At 62.6% G+C, this 16,989-nt stretch carries 14 protein-coding genes; 6 read left to right on the top strand and 8 right to left on the bottom strand.

Features of this window, described 5'->3' with window-relative positions:
• The first annotated feature begins 48 nt into the window (after positions 1-48).
• From HWE04_RS19120 to HWE04_RS19100, 5 genes are all read left to right on the top strand, one after another.
• Positions 49-2,835, top strand: coding sequence for a type VI secretion system Vgr family protein (locus tag HWE04_RS19120; RefSeq protein WP_241813394.1), 2,787 nt, complete (start codon positions 49-51; stop codon positions 2,833-2,835).
• Positions 2,836-2,838: 3 nt separating this feature from the next.
• The gene (locus HWE04_RS19115; RefSeq protein WP_241813393.1) at positions 2,839-4,584 is read left to right on the top strand and encodes an esterase/lipase family protein; all 1,746 of its coding nucleotides are present in this window, start codon (positions 2,839-2,841) and stop codon (positions 4,582-4,584) included.
• Positions 4,585-4,682: 98 nt separating this feature from the next.
• Complete coding sequence (locus tag HWE04_RS19110) at positions 4,683-5,978, top strand: T6SS immunity protein Tli4 family protein (RefSeq protein ID WP_241813392.1); 1,296 nt, start codon at positions 4,683-4,685, stop codon at positions 5,976-5,978.
• A complete protein-coding gene (locus tag HWE04_RS19105; RefSeq protein ID WP_241813391.1) occupies positions 5,975-7,123 on the top strand; it encodes a T6SS immunity protein Tli4 family protein in 1,149 nt (382 codons plus the stop codon). The genes HWE04_RS19110 and HWE04_RS19105 overlap by 4 nt, the downstream gene beginning before the upstream one ends.
• Before the next feature lie 36 nt (positions 7,124-7,159).
• Positions 7,160-7,426: a PAAR domain-containing protein gene (locus HWE04_RS19100; RefSeq protein ID WP_006463471.1), complete on the top strand. Its 267-nt coding sequence runs from the start codon at positions 7,160-7,162 to the stop codon at positions 7,424-7,426.
• A gap of 9 nt (positions 7,427-7,435) precedes the next feature.
• On the opposite strand, the gene HWE04_RS19095 is transcribed toward HWE04_RS19100, so the two are convergent.
• From HWE04_RS19095 to HWE04_RS19065, 7 genes are all read right to left on the bottom strand, one after another.
• Positions 7,436-9,040 (bottom strand): methyl-accepting chemotaxis protein, encoded by a 1,605-nt coding sequence (locus HWE04_RS19095; RefSeq protein ID WP_241813390.1) that lies wholly within the window; start codon positions 9,038-9,040, stop codon positions 7,436-7,438.
• 243 nt (positions 9,041-9,283) lie between these two features.
• Positions 9,284-9,922, bottom strand: coding sequence for an ABC transporter ATP-binding protein (locus HWE04_RS19090; RefSeq protein WP_241813389.1), 639 nt, complete (start codon positions 9,920-9,922; stop codon positions 9,284-9,286).
• Between the two features lie 23 nt (positions 9,923-9,945).
• Complete coding sequence (locus HWE04_RS19085; protein ID WP_241813388.1) at positions 9,946-10,269, bottom strand: hypothetical protein; 324 nt, start codon at positions 10,267-10,269, stop codon at positions 9,946-9,948.
• 92 nt (positions 10,270-10,361) lie between these two features.
• Positions 10,362-10,826, bottom strand: coding sequence for a DUF2269 family protein (locus HWE04_RS19080; protein ID WP_241813387.1), 465 nt, complete (start codon positions 10,824-10,826; stop codon positions 10,362-10,364).
• A gap of 11 nt (positions 10,827-10,837) precedes the next feature.
• Positions 10,838-12,130, bottom strand: coding sequence for an SDR family oxidoreductase (locus HWE04_RS19075; RefSeq protein ID WP_241813386.1), 1,293 nt, complete (start codon positions 12,128-12,130; stop codon positions 10,838-10,840).
• A gap of 100 nt (positions 12,131-12,230) precedes the next feature.
• On the bottom strand, positions 12,231-12,767 hold the full coding sequence (locus HWE04_RS19070) for a GbsR/MarR family transcriptional regulator (RefSeq protein ID WP_241813422.1): 537 nt from the start codon (positions 12,765-12,767) through the stop codon (positions 12,231-12,233).
• 196 nt (positions 12,768-12,963) lie between these two features.
• A complete protein-coding gene (locus tag HWE04_RS19065; protein WP_241813385.1) occupies positions 12,964-14,205 on the bottom strand; it encodes an MFS transporter in 1,242 nt (413 codons plus the stop codon).
• Positions 14,206-14,338: 133 nt separating this feature from the next.
• Here HWE04_RS19065 and HWE04_RS19060 point away from each other — a divergent pair, with 133 nt between their 5' ends.
• Positions 14,339-15,328 (top strand): LysR family transcriptional regulator, encoded by a 990-nt coding sequence (locus HWE04_RS19060; protein ID WP_241813384.1) that lies wholly within the window; start codon positions 14,339-14,341, stop codon positions 15,326-15,328.
• A gap of 28 nt (positions 15,329-15,356) precedes the next feature.
• Here HWE04_RS19060 and HWE04_RS19055 read toward each other — a convergent pair whose 3' ends face one another.
• Entirely contained in the window at positions 15,357-16,847 is a 1,491-nt protein-coding gene (locus HWE04_RS19055; protein ID WP_241813383.1) for an acetyl-CoA hydrolase/transferase family protein, read from the bottom strand.
• Positions 16,848-16,989 lie beyond the last annotated feature (142 nt).

Below are 16,989 nucleotides of genomic sequence, written 5' to 3'. Positions count from 1 at the left end.
TCCTGCATGCCCCCGGCACTCAGGCGGATTCGCATCGAGGACCCTGGCATGGTTTTCCGCTCTCTGAAGGAGTCGCTTACGGGCTACTCCGACATCGCACGCAGTATCCATTTGCGGCTGATGCAGCCGCCACCCGCCGAACCCGGGCCGGCTTCCGCGCCGCGCCTGGACGAGCTCCTGCTGGTGACCCACGTCTCAGGCCATGAGGTCGTCTGCGGTGCATTCGAATACCGTCTGCACTGCATCTCTGCCCAGCCCGATCTGCCGCTCAAGGACTTTATCGCGTTGCCCGCGGAGATCCGCTTCGTGACCGATCGTGGCCAATTGCGCAGGGTGTCCGGCCTGATTGCCGAGGCCAGTGCCGGTGAAGTCGAGGACGGCCTCGCCAGCTATCGGCTGATCCTGCGCGACGCCCTGGCGCTGATGGGCCAGCGCAGCAATACGCGGGTCTTCCTGCATGCCAATGAGCTCGATGTCACGCAGGTGTTGCTCTCCGAGTGGCGCAGGATCAATCCCGTGCTCACGTCCTGCTTCGACGTCGACTGGAGCCTGCTGGCCGGAGGCTACCCCTTGCGCGAATTCACCATGCAGCACAACGAGTCCGATGGCGACTTCCTGCGCCGGCTCTGGAAGCGACGCGGCATAGGCTGGTTCATCCGCCCGGGTGAGCCGGCACCGGAGGACCGCACAGGCCGGCCGACCCACACCCTGGTGTTATTCAACGATGCCTTCCAGTTGCCGGCCAACGCCGCCGGCACGGTGCGCTATCACCGTGACCATGCGCCCGGCGAACAGGACAGCATCACGCACTGGAGCGCGGTGAGGACCTTGCGGCCCGGTAGCGTCAATCGCTACGGCTGGGACCACGCCAAGGGCGGCCCCATGCGCAGCCGTGAAACCACCCGGGCGGACCAGGGCATCCTCGGCAGCCGCTTCGCCGCCAGTGTGGATGACTACCGGATTGACGCCCCGCGTACCGGCAACGAATCGGAGGACTATCGCCAGCTTGGCAAATTGCGCATGCAGCGCCACGCATACGAATCCAAATCCTTCCAGGCCCGCTCCACTGTGCGCGCACTGCGCGTGGGCGAGTGGATCACCGTCGAAGATCATCCGGAGCTGGACAGGCATCCCGCCCACGAGCGGGAATTCATTATCACCAGCCTCGACGTCGAGGCCGAAAACAACCTGCCGCATAGCCTGGCGACCAAAGTGAAGGCCTTGTCGCTTCGAAACCGATGGGAAATAGGCGACGAGAATGGACACCAGGGCGTTGAAAGCCCGAATCAAGGTGCGCCCACGCGGACGTTCCGCTACCGCAACCATTTTTCCTGCGTACGGCGCGGCACCCCGGTGGTACCGGCCTTCGATCCGCGACAGGATGTGCCGACGCCCCGCCTGCAGAACGCGCATGTGGTCGGTCCCCCCAACGAGGCGGTATTTTGCGACGCGCTTGGCCGGGTCAAGATCCGCTTTCCCGGCACCCGCATCGAGGATCATCGCCACGCCAATGGCGCCGGTGCCAGCGACAGCGGGCGCGACTCGGCCTGGGTGCGCGTGGCCAGTACCTGGGCCGGCAACCAGTGGGGTGCGATCAGTCTGCCGCGGGTGGGCGAGGAAGTCATCGTCGACTTTCTCGGCGGTGATCCCGACAAGCCCATCATCATCGGTCGCGTACACGGCGCCACCTCCCTGCCGCCCAGCTTCAGCGACATCGGTGCCCTACCGGCCAACCGCTTCCTGGCCGGCATCAAAAGCAAGGAAGTCCGGGGCCATCGCTACAACCAGCTACGGCTGGACGACACGTCGCGCGAAATCAGCGCGCAGCTCGCCTCCCAGCATGGCTACAGCGAACTGAACCTGGGCTGGCTCACCCATCCCCGCGACCAGGGTTTTGCGACCGCGCGGGGTGAAGGCGCGGAGTTGCGCACCGACCAGTCACTGGCCCTGCGCGGTGGACAAGGCGTACTGATCAGCGCCGCCGCACGCCCGGCCGCCGGTGGAGGGCAACTCGACAGGCAGGAGTTGCTCGGCCTCATGACAGCGCTGCAGGACGTCCAGCAGCAACTGGCCACCCTGGCACAGACCCACCGTGCCGGCGACACCGAGGCGCGCGCCCTGAGCACATTGCGTGAACGCCTCGAACGCTGGGAAGCCGGCAGCAACACCGACAAGGAAGGCAGCGGCGGCGGGCGTCCCCTGGTCGCCATGACCGCGCCCGCTGGTGTCGCCATCAGCAGCGAAGACAGTATCGCCATCGGCGCACAGACCCAGATCGACATGATCAGTGTGGGCAACACCCAGCTTTCAGTGGGCAAGAAGCTGCTGGCCCGCGTGGCCGAAAGCATCAGCCTGTTCGCCCATCGGTTGGGGATCAAGCTGGTCGCCGCCAGCGGCAAGCTGGAACTGCAGACGGACGCCGACAACATCGAAGCCACCTCTGCCAAACGCATCGTTCTCACCGCCGCAGAAGAAATCGTGCTGCAGGCACCGCGTCTGCGCTTCGTTGCACAGGGCGCGCAGATTGATCTCGGCGGCGGCGCCATCACCCAGCAGAGCAGCGGCGACCACGTCATCCGCTCGGCCGATTTCCATCACCTGGGCGGCGCAGACGCGCACGTTCCCGAGATCACCCTGCCGGTCAGCAATGTGCCGACTGACGAGCGCTTCATATTGGCCCGGCGCGGCAGCGGGCGACCCCATGCGCACCAGCGCTACCGCATCGAACTTGACGATGGCAGCGCCATGGAAGGCGTCACCGACGAGCAGGGCCGCACCGAGCTGAGCCAGGACATGGCCTTGCGCATCGCCCGGCTGCATCTACTGAAGGAGTAGGCAATGAATCAAACAGTGAAGCAAGCAAACAACCCGGAACCCACCCGCCTGGTCGGCACCAGCTGGGACGATCAGGGCAATGATGTGGCGCAGTCGGTCCTGACCGGCAAGAGCATGAAGGTGCGCGCCCTGTGCCTCACCTCGCCGGATGCGGTGCTGCCCATCGTCTTCGTGCCGGGGATCATGGGGACGCGGCTCAAGGTCAAGGGCCGTGATAAGGGGGCGGCATGGTTTCCGCCTGAAGGTAAATGGGATGCTGTCATTCTCCTGCTCAGGTCGCTCGTTCGAACTGCAGCGGACAGGCAGCGGCTGCTTAATCCCGACAAAACAGAGGTCGATGATGAGGGGCCGGCCTATCCCGACGACGCCTGCAAAAGTTTGCTGGCGATTGCGCCTGGCAAGACCGATGCCGAGCGCGCGCGCTGGCGCGGCTGGGGCCAACTACACGGCGACAGCTACGAAAAGATCCTGGCGTTTCTTGAGAAGAGCATGGCGACGATCTTCGATCCGATCAGCCAGGGGCAGACGCTCACACCACTTTGGCAGGAGCTGGTAATGAACCGCCAGGACGCCGCCAAGCTAGGTGCGCAAAAGCCCTTCGTTCCACTGCAGGAGCAGCAGTTGCGCGACGCTGCCGAACTGCTCTACCCGGTACATGCGGTGGGGTACAACTGGTTGCAGAGCAACAAGGTATCAGCCGAGCGGCTGGCCGCCGAGATCGACCGCATCACCGCCTATTACCGCAGCAAGGGCAAAGCCTGCGAGCAGGTGATCCTAATCACGCACAGCATGGGCGGCCTGGTGGCCCGTGCCTGTGCGCAATTGCCTGGAATGGACCAGCGCATCCTGGGGGTGCTGCACGGTGTCATGCCCGCCCTGGGGGCACCTGCCACCTACAAGCGCATACGCGCAGGGTTTGAGGGGGCAGCACAGGTGATTCTGGGGCGTAACGGCGCCGACTGCACCGCAGTGATGGCCAACGCAGCAGGTCCGCTGGAGCTGCTGCCCACAGATCAATACCGGACCTGGACCAACAGTGGTGAGCGGCATTGGCTGCGCGTCAGTTACGTGGGGATGGGGCAACGCGGGGTACAGGAGGAGATGGAGAGCTTTCTGGGCGAGGGGGACCCCTACGCGAACATCTATCTCAACAATACGGCGGACTGGTGGAAGTTGGTGAGGGAGGATTTGATTGATCCGGCTGGGAGGGAGGATCGAGAACGCTCTCAGCTTGCAGGCGAGGAAACCATAGCAATTGATAGTGGAAAATCCGAGTTTGATGACTATGCGCAGAATATGGAAAAAGCCTGCCGCTTTCATTATCTCATCGAGAAAAAATACCATCCTGTCACTTACGCTTATTACGGCGCCGATCAGCAGCAGCAAGCTTGGAATGAGATCGTATGGAAAGGCGATATGTTCGTTGCGGGTAGTCCCAGCAACGCCCTGTTACACGATGATGATTTGAATGGATCGGTCGTACTTTCCTTCAAGGATCTCAGCAAAAGTCGGTTCACTATCCAACCTGCTAGCGGGCCTGGAGACGGAACCGTACCGGCAGAATCTGGCGGATCGCCGACGCCCTTTGTAGTCCAGATATTCAAGCACGAAGGGAAGCTTAAGGCGCATGAAAGCTATGATCATCAGTATTCCTACAATGCCAAGCTTACCCAAGACGTAAGTCTTTATTCGATCATCAGAATAGCGAGTGAATCGACGTTGCTGAAAGCCGATCTCGATCAATCATGAATTTTCGCTCTCTCCTTCGCATTGTTCGCATAGCGACCATATGTACAGCGTCAATCATTTCATCTGACGTACCTGCTCAGATCACATCATCTCCAATAATGAACATCACGAACTCTGAAACAAGCTCATCAACTGCCACGTTTTGTGCTGGACGTTATGCACTGGACGTTCCTGTGGGATCGCGACTTAGTGGTGGCAACTATATTTATAAGTTCACGCAATTGGAGAAGCCCGAGCAAGTCAGCTTACAAAGTTTTGAAGCCGCCATAGCTGAAAAGGAGAAGGCCCTGAAGGCCATGAAACACGAGATCGAACCCAGCCTCCTTCGCTTGTCTTTGAGGCCTGATACTCACTCACATATCTTGGTTTTTTGGGAAGAAGACTTTGCAGAGGCTATTGCTGAGGTCGAAGGATATCGCTGGATTGATGGCATACGGTTCGTCATCAAAGGTCGGGCCGGGATGAGCAAACCTAGCCATGGAACGATAAGTCGTCAGGATATCGTCATTAACCGGATGCGTGAAATCCTTGCCCATTTGCGGCCGCGATCTGATGGCGAAATCCCTTCAGAACCCGGCTACTGCTTTGAAGGTGGCTTCATCGCCAGTCCCAAGTGGGGAAATGAAGAAGCTGGTATCGATATCGACATAGCGGGCCATCCTGACGCATTTATCTCCGTCTGGTTCTACCCCCTGGCCATGAGCAAACATGACCGCCCGTTACTGGAGCGCATGGGCGGAGTCCTGCAATCGCTTGGTAGACTCGCCACATCGGTACGGGTCCTGCGCAGCGGCGATCGCCAAGTCGGCCCCTACCGTGGGCAGGAACATCTGGCAACGGCGCCGAGCAGCGGCGGCATGCGCGGTCACAGCTTCATCTGGGAGACTGAAGGCCAAGGTACCTTCGAGACGCCAGCACTCAAGATCGAACTCACTACCGGTCATCGAGACAAAGATGGCAACCCACAAAAGACCCGGTTGACCGATGAGCAAGCCATGAAGCTCTGGGACGAAGTCCTCAACAGCTTCCGCGTGCGTCCGACCACGGACCCGCAGAAAACCAGCCAGAACAATCCTCCATCCTCCCCCTTGCGTCCTCTCGGCGAGCTCGCCGGGACCGGCAGCACCTGCCCGCAGAATGGCTGGTGGAGATGTGTTGACACGGGCAATGTTGCGGGCGGTCGTCGGCGCTTCTTCAAGGCTGGGGAGAAGATGCCCTCCGTTGTCCTGCTGGGTCCGCCGAACCTGTGGCAGGCCTTGCGCAAGAAACCACCGACATATGAAACCAAGACTGTATGGACTCTGGTCGATTACGAAGAAGGAGTCGACGTCCCGAGTGCGGAAACCGGCACGGACGGTGTAAATGCCGATACGCAAAGCAGGGGAAAGTCATGAAGCGTCAGCGCTTTTCTTGGTTGATTTTCCCTCTGGTGACGTTGGTCGCGGCTACCTGTACCGCCGATAGCAGTGGCCCGCGATCAAAGCTGATGAGCATGCAATCCAATAGTCCCTCTGCCTCGTCCGTGTCTACCTTCTGCGTGGGTCGATTTCTGATCGATGTGCCTTTGGGATCCAGGCTTAGCGGAGCAGACTACAAATATGATTACCTCCAGATCGAACCTCCGATGGGAAAGTCGTTCGAGGACTTTCAACGCGAGCGTAATTTGAAGGAGAAACAGCTAAGGGCGGAAAAGCATGAAAGGGATCCCAGTCTGTTACGTATATCTCGTACCCCAGATGCAGAAACTCGTGTGCTTTCATTCTGGGAATTCGATACAGCAGACGGTCTTATTGAAGTAGAAGGATACCGTTGGATCGATGGGACGCAGTATTTTTTGAGGGCACAAGCCGGAACCAGCCCGCCAGTAGAAGGAACCATGAGCAGGGAGGAGCTTGTTCTCGGCAAAATGGAAAGGGCTCTCACACATCTTCGGCCGCGTCTCGATACCGAAATTCCGACAGAACCCGGCTACTGTTTTGAAGGCGGCTTTATTGCTGGTGCCGAGTGGGAGAGCGAAGAAGCCGGTATCGATATCGACATTGCAGACCATCCCGACGCGTTTGTATCAGTCTGGTTCTACCCTCTACACATGAGCAAGCACGACCGTCCGCTGCTGGACCGCATGGGTGGAGTTCTGCAATCGCTTGGTCGCTTCGCCACATCGGTCCGGGTCCTGCGCACAGGCAATCGACAAGTCGGCCCCTACCGTGGCCAGGAGCATCTGGCAACGGCGCCGAACAGCGGCGGCATGCGCGGTCACAGCTTCATCTGGGAAACCGAAGGCGAAGGTACCCTGGACACGCCAGCACTCAAGATCGAACTCACCACCGGTCACCGCGACAAAAGCGGCAACCCGCAAAAGACAAAACTAACGGATGAGCAAGCCATGAAGCTCTGGGACGAAGTTCTCAACAGCTTCCGCGTACGCCCCACCGCAAGCCCCGAAAAGCTGCTTCACCGCGATCCCCCTGCCGGGATGCCCCAGCCTGCCAAGACTCCACAATCCGGCGTTGCCCACCCCGCCGAGTCCGCCTCCTGATCACTCTCTCCAATCCCTGCCCGAAAGGAAATCTCCATGCCCAAGATCATTCGTCTCGGTGACGCCACCTCCCACGGCGGCAAGGTCACCAGCGTCAGCGCCTCACACTTCAAGGTCAATGGCATTGCCGTGGCCCGTGTAGGCGACCCCTGCAGTTGCCCGCAGAAGGGTCACGAGAATTGCACCATCGTCGAAGGCCATGCCCATCACAAGATCAATGGCGTCGCCGTCGCCTACGAGGGCCACAAGACCAGTTGCGGCGCGACCCTGATTGCCAGTGCCAACAACTTCAGCGCTCAATAGCGGATCGACCTACGCATAGGCCAGCCGACCCCTCGTCGGCAACTCCAGCACCGCCAATCCCGGCGTCCCTCCTTCCAGCCTGAACACCGACACCAGCCGTGCCAGTTGCGCGGCCTGGTCCTGCAGCGACTGCGCTGCTGCAGCGGCTTGCTCTACCAGCGCCGCATTCTGCTGGGTCACCTGGTCCATCTGTACGATGGCCAGGTTCACCTGTTCGATGCCGGCGCTCTGTTCCTGCCCGGCTGAGCTGATCTCGTTGACCACGGCGCCCACCCGCTGCACGCTTTGCACCACCTCCTGCATGGTCAGCCCGGCCTGCTCCACCAGCTTGCTGCCGTCGCTGACCCGCTGTACCGAGTCGGCGATGAGGCCCTTGATCTCGTGGGCCGCCGTGGCCGAGCGTTGCGCCAGCGCACGCACCTCCGAGGCCACCACCGCAAAGCCGCGGCCCTGCTCGCCGGCACGGGCCGCTTCCACCGCTGCGTTCAGGGCGAGGATGTTGGTCTGGAAGGCGATGCCATCGATGACACCGATGATGTCCACGATCTTCCTGGAAGAATCGTCGATGGCTCCCATGGTCTTTACCACCTGGCTGACCACCTCCCCTCCCTGGCGCGCGATGTCCGAGGCCGAGCCCGCAAGTTGATCGGCCTGGCCGGCGTGGCTGGCGTTTTGCCGGACGGTGGCGGTGAGCTGCTCCATCGAGGAGGCGGTCTCCTCCAGCGAAGCCGCCTGCTCCTCGGTGCGGGAAGACAAGTCCAGGTTGCCACGCGCAATCTCGCTGCTGGCCGTGGCGATGGTATCGGTGGAGACGCGCACCTGGCTCACGATCTCCAGCAGCCGGTCATTCATCTTCTTCAAGGCACGCAGGAGCATGCTGGTCTCATCGCGCCCATGGGCGTCGATGGCCGAGGTCAGGTCGCCGGCCGCCACCGTCTCGGCCACGCGTACGGCGCGGTCCAGGGGCCGTGTGATGCTGCGCGTGATCATCCAGGCGATGGCGGTGGCGGCCGCCAGACCGACGACGGCCAGCGTCAGCAGCAGCGCGCGCGCTTGCTGGTAGTTGTCCTCGACTTCGTCGCCCGCGCTTTTCATCATGTCGTGCTGCAGCTTGATGAGGGCGTCGGCGGCGCTCATGGTGGCGCTCTGTACCGGGCGCACTTCGTCGATGAGCACATCGATGGCGCCCTCCTTGCCACCCTGCTGCACCATGGTCAGGACCTTGTCGCGTTTTTCCATGTAGGCCGTCTGGGCGCTGAGCAGCTTGCCCAGGGCGGCACGGCTGTCGGCGTCGGTAAGCAGGCGGTCCAGTTGCGCCAGGTTCTCGCGTACGGCCTTGTCGGCACCGCTGATGCGCTCGTACTCGCTCTTGATCTGCGCTTCCTTCTTGAGCAGCACGATGTTGCGCACCGAGCGTGCCACCAGATTGAGCTGGTCGACAATGTCGCCGGCTACTACGGTCTTGGGATACTTGTCGTGGATCACATCCTTCATCTGGCCATTCAGCTGAGCCAGACGCGCGATGCCGCTGGCGGCCATGGCCAGCATCAGTACCATCAGCAGGCCGAAGCCCAACCACAGACGCACACGGATGGTGACGTTGGAAAGTTGCATGGAATTCCCCCTGTTATCGTTTCATTGTCGGCAGGCAAGCAGGTCGGGCGACGTAACCGGAAAAGCAAGGCGCGGGCAGCAGTCCGGTTGTGCCCAGCCTCTTCCAGCATAGAAGACGATGCAGTTGAAACCAAGCACGGCCTTGTTGCGGGCGAGCGCCGACAGGCCGAAGACTCAGGCGTCCCGACGTAACTCAGCGGGGAGAGAATGTGAAGATGGAACGGGGACCGGGCGTGGGATCGCTCAGTCGCCCAGGTCGATGGTCCCGGCCAGGCGGATGGCCGTCGGGGTTTCGTACATCGCCACCACCCACGCCTGCTGGGCATCATCGGCATGCGCATCGAGCGTGGCGGCGACGAAGTTGATCGAGGCCCGGTCGAGGCTGGCGTAGGGGTCGTCCAGCAGCGTGAGCCTGGCGTGGGCGGCAAAGGCGGCAGCCAGGTAGACCTTGCGCTTGCTGCCGGTGGAGAGCATGAAGAGCTTCTTTTCCAGATGGGGCGTCAGCGACAGGCCCTCGGTCAGGGCCGGCAACAGGCTGTGGTCGAAGTGCGGAAACCGCTCGGCCATCGCCGCGAATACCTCCGCCGGCAACATCTGGTCGTAGGCCTCGGTACGCGGGTCGATGAAGAAGACCTGACGTCGATAGGCTTCGCCATCGCTGTCCAGGCGCATGCCGTCCAGTTCCAGAACCCCGTCGCGTGCCGGCATGAAGCCGCCCAGCAGGTTCAGCAGCGTGGTCTTGCCGCGCCCATCGCCGCCGCGCACCAGCGTCACGCCGGCGGTGATGCGGGCCGAGAAGTCCTGGAACAGATCCAGACCGGGATAGGAAAAATTGAGGCGGGAAGCCAGCAGCAGGGCAGCACGATCAGCAGCTTGGGTCATCGGATGGATTGGGTGAGGCCGTTTCAACGGCGTTGGCGACGGGCGGCTTGTCGTTCTGCTTCCTGGGCGGCGCGTTTCTCCTTGCGGGCATCGGCCAGCATCGCCAGTGCCAGCGCCAGTGGCGGATACAGGAGGATCAGACCGCTCCAGTCGTGATCGGACAGAAACATCAGGGCCGCAATGCAGAGGTCGACGGCCATCAGCAACATCAGTGGCCAGCCCACGGGCGCACCAAGGAAGGTCTTCTGTCGCTTGTTCTTGAAATACAGGGCCATGCCGTTCACCGTGCCGTGTTGTTCGCCGCGTGGCCGCCGCGCCGGATGGGCGCTATCACTGGCCGGGATCATGCTGGCGATGGGTTGTCTCCTGCCCGCGATTATAGAAGATGTGAAGGATCAGGGGGCATGCGGCGGCAGATGTTCCCCGCAAGAAAACCTGCTTACATCGGCTTGTTGACCATCAACCAATACACCACGAGCAGTCCGCCGAAAGCGGGAAAGCCGAGCACAGTCCAGATTTTTTCGAAGCGCCAAAAGCGCGCCGGCAACTCAGTGCCCTGCCTAGCGGCGATCTGCGCCATGTCGCGCATCCGCAATTGCAGCCAGACGACCGGTAGCCAGCAGGCGCCAGCCAGGGCGTAGAGCGCAAGTGACCAGATGATCCAGGGCGAATGCAAGGGATAACCCGCCAGGTGGATCATCCAGAAGCCCGACAGGGGCTGCACGATCACCGACGGCGTCGTGAACCACCAGTCGGCGCGTGCGACCCAGCGCGTGACCACGGCAATGGCCTGCACGTTGTGGCTGCGATTGACGAAGAACATGTAGAAGGCGGTGCCGAAGCCGGTCCCAAACATGAACGTGGCCGAGATGATGTGTACCCACTTGATGGTGAGGTAGGTCATGGAAATTCCTTTCAACGTAGGCGCCACATGACGCAAAAGAGAAGCAGCAAAGGCAGGTTCTTCGAGAGGGGCCCGAATGGGTGAGCCCAGAATTGCGGCAGAAAGACCGTCATCAGCAGCGTGTAACCCGCGACCAGGCCTATCTGCACCGGCCACAGCACGCCATGCCAGCGACGGGCACGGAGCAGTCCTGTCAACAGGGCCGTACCGAGCGCGGCATCGGTGAGGCTGGCGGTGGCCAGCACGAACTCATGCAGCCTGGGCGGCATGGCGCATGCTGATAGCCAGGCATGGCTTTGTTCGTGTGGCCAGGCGAACCATGAGACATACGCGGTATATAGCCATAGCCAGGCGATGATCACAGTCAAGGCCGGATAGGCCCAGCCGGCGATGGCCGCTGGCCGGAGGGAGGGGGTGGCGAAACCGGCCGGATCACGTGGCGAACGGCCCAGAATCTGGCACATCATGCTGTTATCCGGACAGAGGCGACCGCCCTGGCTGGCCGCCAGCATGGTCAGCGGCTCCGGGCCGAGCATCGGCAGTCGCAGCCAGGCGCTGACGCGCGCGATCGGTTGCGCCAGGGCAAACGGCAAGTGACCCAGCCAGGCGGGCGGCGCTCCCATGGCCTGACGCAGAAGGCTGATGTACTGCGCCAGGGTCATCTTGCGCGGGCCGGCGACGTCGATGCGGCGTGGCCAGGTCTCTCCGTCCAGCCGCATGCGCACGAGGGCCACGACCAGCGCCGCCAGGTCGTCCACGGAGACGGGTTGCACCGGCACGTTCGCGCCAGGGAGCAGCACGAGGGGCAGTGTGGCCAGTCCCAGGAACAGCTTGCTGCTGGCGCCCTGGGGACTGAAGACCAGCGAGGGGCGCAGGATGGTATAGGCGATATCTTGCGCGGCCAGCCACTCTTCTCCCCTTCCTTTGCTGGCCCAATATGCAGTAGGTGCGGTGCTGGCACTGCCCAGCGCGGAGAGATGGATCAGTGCGCAATGCCGCTTCGTGCATGCCACGCTGAGGGCTTGCAACATGGTGCAATGGAGTATCTCGAAGTCCCCGCTTCGCTTTTCGGCGATGATGCCGACGCAGTTGACGACGAGCTCGACCCCCTCCAGCATGGCTTCCCACTGGGCGGTGGTCGGCAATTGGGTGACGTCCATGCTGATCCATGGCGCGGTGCCTGCGGCGACCTCCTGTTCCGGCTGTCGACGACTGGCGCCGATGACCTCATGACCCTCTGCCAGCAATGCCTGTAGCGTGCACGCGCCGATGGCGCCCGTGGCGCCCAGAACCAGAATCCTCATCGCCGTTTCTCCGAAAGTTTTGTCACTTATTTCTGTAAATACAGAAATAATTATTTAAAAAAATGCGAGATCTTCCGGTAAGAAGATCTCGCTTGATCATTCAGGTCTTGTCGTCGGTGCTCAGCAGTCGCGCCACCTTGCCGCCCATTTTCAGGAAGCGCTTGAGCGTGGCAGGCGGAAGATGCTTGTAGTCGTCGTAGGAAGCCGTCAGCATCTGCAGGAAGTCCAGCGCCTCATCCATGCGCCCCTGCGCGGCTTTGCTCAAACTTTTGTCATGCCTGGCTTCGGAAGCGCAGTCGCGCAATACCGTCAAGGTTGGGTCGATCTCGCGCCGCTTGCGCTCCTCCACAATGGCCCGAAAGATTTCCCAGACGTCTTGCAGCGCCACGAAATGATCACGCCGGTCGCCAGCGAGATGAACAATGCGTACCAGGCCCCAGCTTTGCAGCTCCTTGAGACTGTTACTGACGTTGGACCTTGCAACATTGAGCGTTTCAGTGATTTCTTCCGCGTGCATGGGCTGGTCGGCCAGGAACAACAAGGCCTGGATTTGCGCGACGGTGCGATTGACGCCCCAGCGTGTCCCCATTTCTCCCCAGTGGAGAACGTATTTCTGGGCGGTTGGGCCAAGATCCATTGTCATTCCTCTTCCGTTATTTCTGTCATTACAGAAATTGTAGATGGGACTGCCGTGGCCGTCAACCTGATTGCGGGTTTGTTAATGACAGATGGGGAGACGGCATGACGGACCGGAAAAATAAAAAACGGCCCCGGCAAAGCCGGGACCGTCGTTGTTTCAGTCAATCTCAGGGGAAACAGATCGCGCTTAAGGCTCAGTGTGCCTTGGCCGCCCCCGGCCACATCCGCACCACCAGGGCCAGCAGGGCCGACAGGGTTGCCAGGGCGACCACGGCGATCCAGCCCCACTGGGCCAGCGCCAGACTGCCCAGGGCGGCACCGACGGCCATACCGATGAACATGCCCACGAACAGCACGGCATTCAGACGGCTGCGGGCGCCCGGTTCGATGCTGTAGACGATGGTCTGGTGCGCCACCAGGGTCGCCTGCACGCCGAGGTCGAAGCCGATGGCGGCCAGCGCCAGCAAGACCAGTTGACCCTGGGTCGAGAACCACGGTGCCAGCGCCATCGAGGCAAAGGCCAGGGCCGCCAGTGTCACACCCAGACGGGTCACCAGTTCCGGACCTTTCTTGTCGGAAATGCGGCCAGCCAGGGGTGCGGCCAGCGCACCGGCGGCACCGGCCAGGCCGAAGGCACCGGCAGCGGCGCTACCCAGATGGAAGGGGGCGCCATGCAGCATCACCGCCAGGGTCGACCAGAAGGCCGAGAAACCAACCGACAGCAGGCCCTGGGCCAGGGCGGCACGACGCAGGGCGCCATGCTTGCTGACCAGCGTACCCAGCGAGCCCAGCAGCGCGCCATAAGACAGACGCGAAGTCGGGTGGAAGCGCGGCAGGCCACGCCACGCGGCCAGGCCGACCAGGGCGATGCTGGCCGAGGCGCCCACGAACATGGCGCGCCAGCCGAAGTGTTCAGCCACGAAGCCGCTGACCACCCGCGAGAGCAGGATGCCCAGCAGCAAGCCGGTCATGACGGTGCCGACGATGCGGCCGCGATGCTGTTCCGGTGCCAGGGTGGCGGCAGCCGGGACGATGTCCTGGGCCATGGTGGCGGTCAGGCCGATGGCCAGACTGGCCGCCAGCAGCGTGGCTACGCCGGAGGCGGCGCCGGCCAGCAGCAGCGCCACCGTCAGGATGGCGGCCTTGATCAGGATGATGCGGCGGCGGTCGTAGCGGTCGCCCAGCGGTGCCAGCAGCAGGATGCCCAGGGCATAGCCGAGCTGGGTCGACATCGGCACCATGCCCACCGCGCGCTCGGAAGCGCCGATGTCATCGGCCAGCACGCCCAGCATGGGCTGCGAATAGTAGAGGGACGCCACGGCCAGGCCGGCGCCGGTGGCCAGCAGGCCGATCAGGGCCGGCGACAGGCCATTGGCATGCGCGGCTGGCTGGCCGGAAACCGGGGCAGCGGTATGCGTCTTTTGAATGCTGTTCATGATGGAACTCCGTAGGGTTTGTCTTGCGGCCGGCCCGGGAAACCCCCTCTTTGCCAGCGTTGGAACGGATTCTCCGCCTCCTGGCTCGCATCCGGTAGTAGCGCACGCGGCAGAATTGTTATACGTTAGCCGTATGAGCAAGCCTATCTCCCCCTCCCCTGGCGCGTCCGATCAGCCCAATATGGCCAGCTTTTCCGCGGCCGGGCTGACCGACCGCATCGAGCTGATCCAGACCTTCGTGCGCATCGTCGATGCCGGCAGCCTGTCGGCGGCGGCGGCGCAGCTGGCCACCACCCAACCCACCATCAGTCGTCGCCTGCAGACCCTGGAGCGCTCGCTGGGCGTGCGCCTGCTGCAGCGTTCCACCCATGCGATGAAGATGACCGAGGATGGCGAGCGCTGTTATGAACGGGCCAAGGAATTGCTGGCCGGTTGGGATGAGTTCGAGAACGAGTTGCGCGGTGCCCGCCAGCACGCCGAAGGGACCCTGCGGGTGGCCGTGCCGCACGCCTTCGGCCAGGAGCAGCTGATCGGCCCGCTGGCGCAGTTCATGCGCAACCATCCGCGCATCACGGTGGAATGGCTGCTGCACGACCGTGCCGCCGATTTCATCAGCCAGGGGATAGACTGCGCGATCCAGGTGGGAGAGGTGGCCGATCCCTCGGTGGTGGCGATCCATCTGGCCGAGGTGCCGCGCATGACGGTGGTCGCCCCCACCCTTCTGCAGGGACGGGCGCTGCCGCAGTCGCCGGCCGAGCTGGCGGACCTGCCGTGGATCGCCATTCCCGCCTTCTACCGCCGCGAAGTGACGCTGACCCACGCCCACAGTGGTGAGCGCAGCCAGGTGGCGTTCCGGCCCCAGCTGGTCACCGATAGCCTCTACGCCCTGCGCAATGCGGCCATCGCCGGCATGGGTGCGGCCGTAGGTTCATCCTGGGTACTGTCCGAGGATGTGGCCGCTGGTCGGCTGGTGCAATTGCTGCCGGAATGGGAGCCGGCACCCCTGCCGGTCTCGCTGTTGTACCCCTACGCCCGCTTCTACCCGGCGCGCCTGCGCCACTTCATCGATACCATGAAGGAAGCCATGCCCGGTGTGGTCCACAAGGCCGTCGGCCGGACTTGACCGGTAGCCGCCCGGCGGTCGGCCGATGTCAGTCCAGACGCATGGTCTGGTGCGTGGCAAAGTGCTGGTGCCAGGAGAATGCCTCGCCCAGCAGATGCGGTGTATGCCCTCCGGCGCGGCAGGCGCGCTCGAAGTAGTCGCGCAGCTGCGGGCGGTAATCCGGATGGCAGCACTGCTCGATCACCTTCACGGCGCGTTCGCGCGGCGCCAGGCCACGCAGGTCGGCCAGGCCCCATTCGGTGACCAGCACATCGACGTCATGCTCGCTGTGGTCCACATGCGAGACCATCGGTACCACGCTGGAAATCGCACCGTCCTTGGCCACCGATTTGGAGACGAAGATCGAAATCTGCCCGTTGCGCGCAAAATCGCCCGAGCCGCCGATGCCGTTCATCATGTGCGTGCCGCCTACGTGGGTGGAATTGACGTTGCCGTAGATGTCGAACTCCAGCGCCGTGTTCAGCCCGATGATGCCCAATCGGCGGACCAGCTCCGGATGATTGCTGATCTCCTGCGGGCGCAGCACCAGCTTGTCGCGGTAACGCTCGATATTGGCCAGGAAGTGCGCATACTTGGCCTGCGACAACGTGATCGAGGAAGCCGAGGCAAAGGCCAGCTGGCCCGAATCGAGCAGGTCGATGGCGCTGTCCTGCAAGACCTCCGAATACATCACCAGATCGCGGAATGGCGAATCGACCAGGCCGTGCAGCACCGCATTGGCAATCGTGCCGATGCCGGCCTGCAGCGGCGCCAGCGTATGCGGCAGGCGACCGGCCTCGACTTCGCATTCCAGGAAGTGGATCACATGGCCGGCGATGGCCCGGGTCTCGTCATCCGGCGGCAGCACCGAAGACGGACTGTCGGGCGTCTCGGTGAGCACGATGGCCACCACCTTGGCCGGATCGAAGGGAATGGTGGGATGGCCGATGCGGTCGCCGGCGGCGGTCAGCGCAATGGGTTTGCGCTCCGGGCGCGCGGCCGGGAGGTAGATGTCGTGCAGACCTTCCAGTGCCAGCGGCATGCTGGTGTTGAGTTCGATGACGATCTGCGCGGCCTGCTCCACGAAGCTGGCCGAATTGCCCACCGACATGGTCGGAACGATGCCCTCCTCGGTGATGGCTGCGGCTTCGATGACCGCGATGTCGATGCGCGAAGGCGTGCCGCTGCGCAGCTGCTCGGCCGTTTCGGAGAGGTGCTGGTCGATAAACATCACCTCGCCGGCATTGATCTTCTTGCGCAGCGTGGGATCGACCTGGAACGGCAGGCGCCGCGCCAGCAGGCCCGCTTCGGCCATGAGGCCGTCGCTGCCATTGCCCAGCGAGGCGCCGGTGATGACGGTGAAATGCAGTTCTTCATGCGCGGCCCGATCGGCCAGCGCACGGGGCATGGCCTTGGCGTCGCCGGCACGGGTGAACCCGCTCAGGCCGATGGTCATGCCGTTGTGGAAAAATGTCGCCGCCTCTGCGGCCGACATCACTTTGCCGGCCAATGCGGGCTGGCGGATGCGCTGGCTATCCATGGATGGTGTGCTCCTGCTCGGGTTCTTTAGGGGGCGTGCAGTGCATCCTCGACGGACTTCTTGCATTCTTGTTTGTATCAAGTGTAGGAGCGGGTCGCTATGCACTGTATGATTAAAATTCCCGCATTCCAGTCGTAAAACG

This window comes from Herbaspirillum sp. C7C2, assembly GCF_022627865.1.
Classification (GTDB): domain Bacteria; phylum Pseudomonadota; class Gammaproteobacteria; order Burkholderiales; family Burkholderiaceae_D; genus Herbaspirillum; species Herbaspirillum frisingense.
This window is presented reverse-complemented; position numbering and strand designations above follow the sequence as displayed.

What these genes read in the sequence shown, in the direction of transcription:
- HWE04_RS19120 (WP_241813394.1), top strand. Translation starts at nt 49, where the DNA reads ATGGTTTTCCGCTCTCTGAAGGAGTCGCTTACGGGCTACTCCGACATC.
- HWE04_RS19115 (WP_241813393.1), top strand. Translation starts at nt 2,839, where the DNA reads ATGAATCAAACAGTGAAGCAAGCAAACAACCCGGAACCCACCCGCCTG.
- HWE04_RS19110 (WP_241813392.1), top strand. Translation starts at nt 4,683, where the DNA reads ATGAACATCACGAACTCTGAAACAAGCTCATCAACTGCCACGTTTTGT.
- HWE04_RS19105 (WP_241813391.1), top strand. Translation starts at nt 5,975, where the DNA reads ATGAAGCGTCAGCGCTTTTCTTGGTTGATTTTCCCTCTGGTGACGTTG.
- HWE04_RS19100 (WP_006463471.1), top strand. Translation starts at nt 7,160, where the DNA reads ATGCCCAAGATCATTCGTCTCGGTGACGCCACCTCCCACGGCGGCAAG.
- HWE04_RS19095 (WP_241813390.1), bottom strand. Translation starts at nt 9,040, where the DNA reads ATGCAACTTTCCAACGTCACCATCCGTGTGCGTCTGTGGTTGGGCTTC.
- HWE04_RS19090 (WP_241813389.1), bottom strand. Translation starts at nt 9,922, where the DNA reads ATGACCCAAGCTGCTGATCGTGCTGCCCTGCTGCTGGCTTCCCGCCTC.
- HWE04_RS19085 (WP_241813388.1), bottom strand. Translation starts at nt 10,269, where the DNA reads ATGATCCCGGCCAGTGATAGCGCCCATCCGGCGCGGCGGCCACGCGGC.
- HWE04_RS19080 (WP_241813387.1), bottom strand. Translation starts at nt 10,826, where the DNA reads ATGACCTACCTCACCATCAAGTGGGTACACATCATCTCGGCCACGTTC.
- HWE04_RS19075 (WP_241813386.1), bottom strand. Translation starts at nt 12,130, where the DNA reads ATGAGGATTCTGGTTCTGGGCGCCACGGGCGCCATCGGCGCGTGCACG.
- HWE04_RS19070 (WP_241813422.1), bottom strand. Translation starts at nt 12,767, where the DNA reads ATGGATCTTGGCCCAACCGCCCAGAAATACGTTCTCCACTGGGGAGAA.
- HWE04_RS19065 (WP_241813385.1), bottom strand. Translation starts at nt 14,205, where the DNA reads ATGAACAGCATTCAAAAGACGCATACCGCTGCCCCGGTTTCCGGCCAG.
- HWE04_RS19060 (WP_241813384.1), top strand. Translation starts at nt 14,339, where the DNA reads ATGAGCAAGCCTATCTCCCCCTCCCCTGGCGCGTCCGATCAGCCCAAT.
- HWE04_RS19055 (WP_241813383.1), bottom strand. Translation starts at nt 16,847, where the DNA reads ATGGATAGCCAGCGCATCCGCCAGCCCGCATTGGCCGGCAAAGTGATG.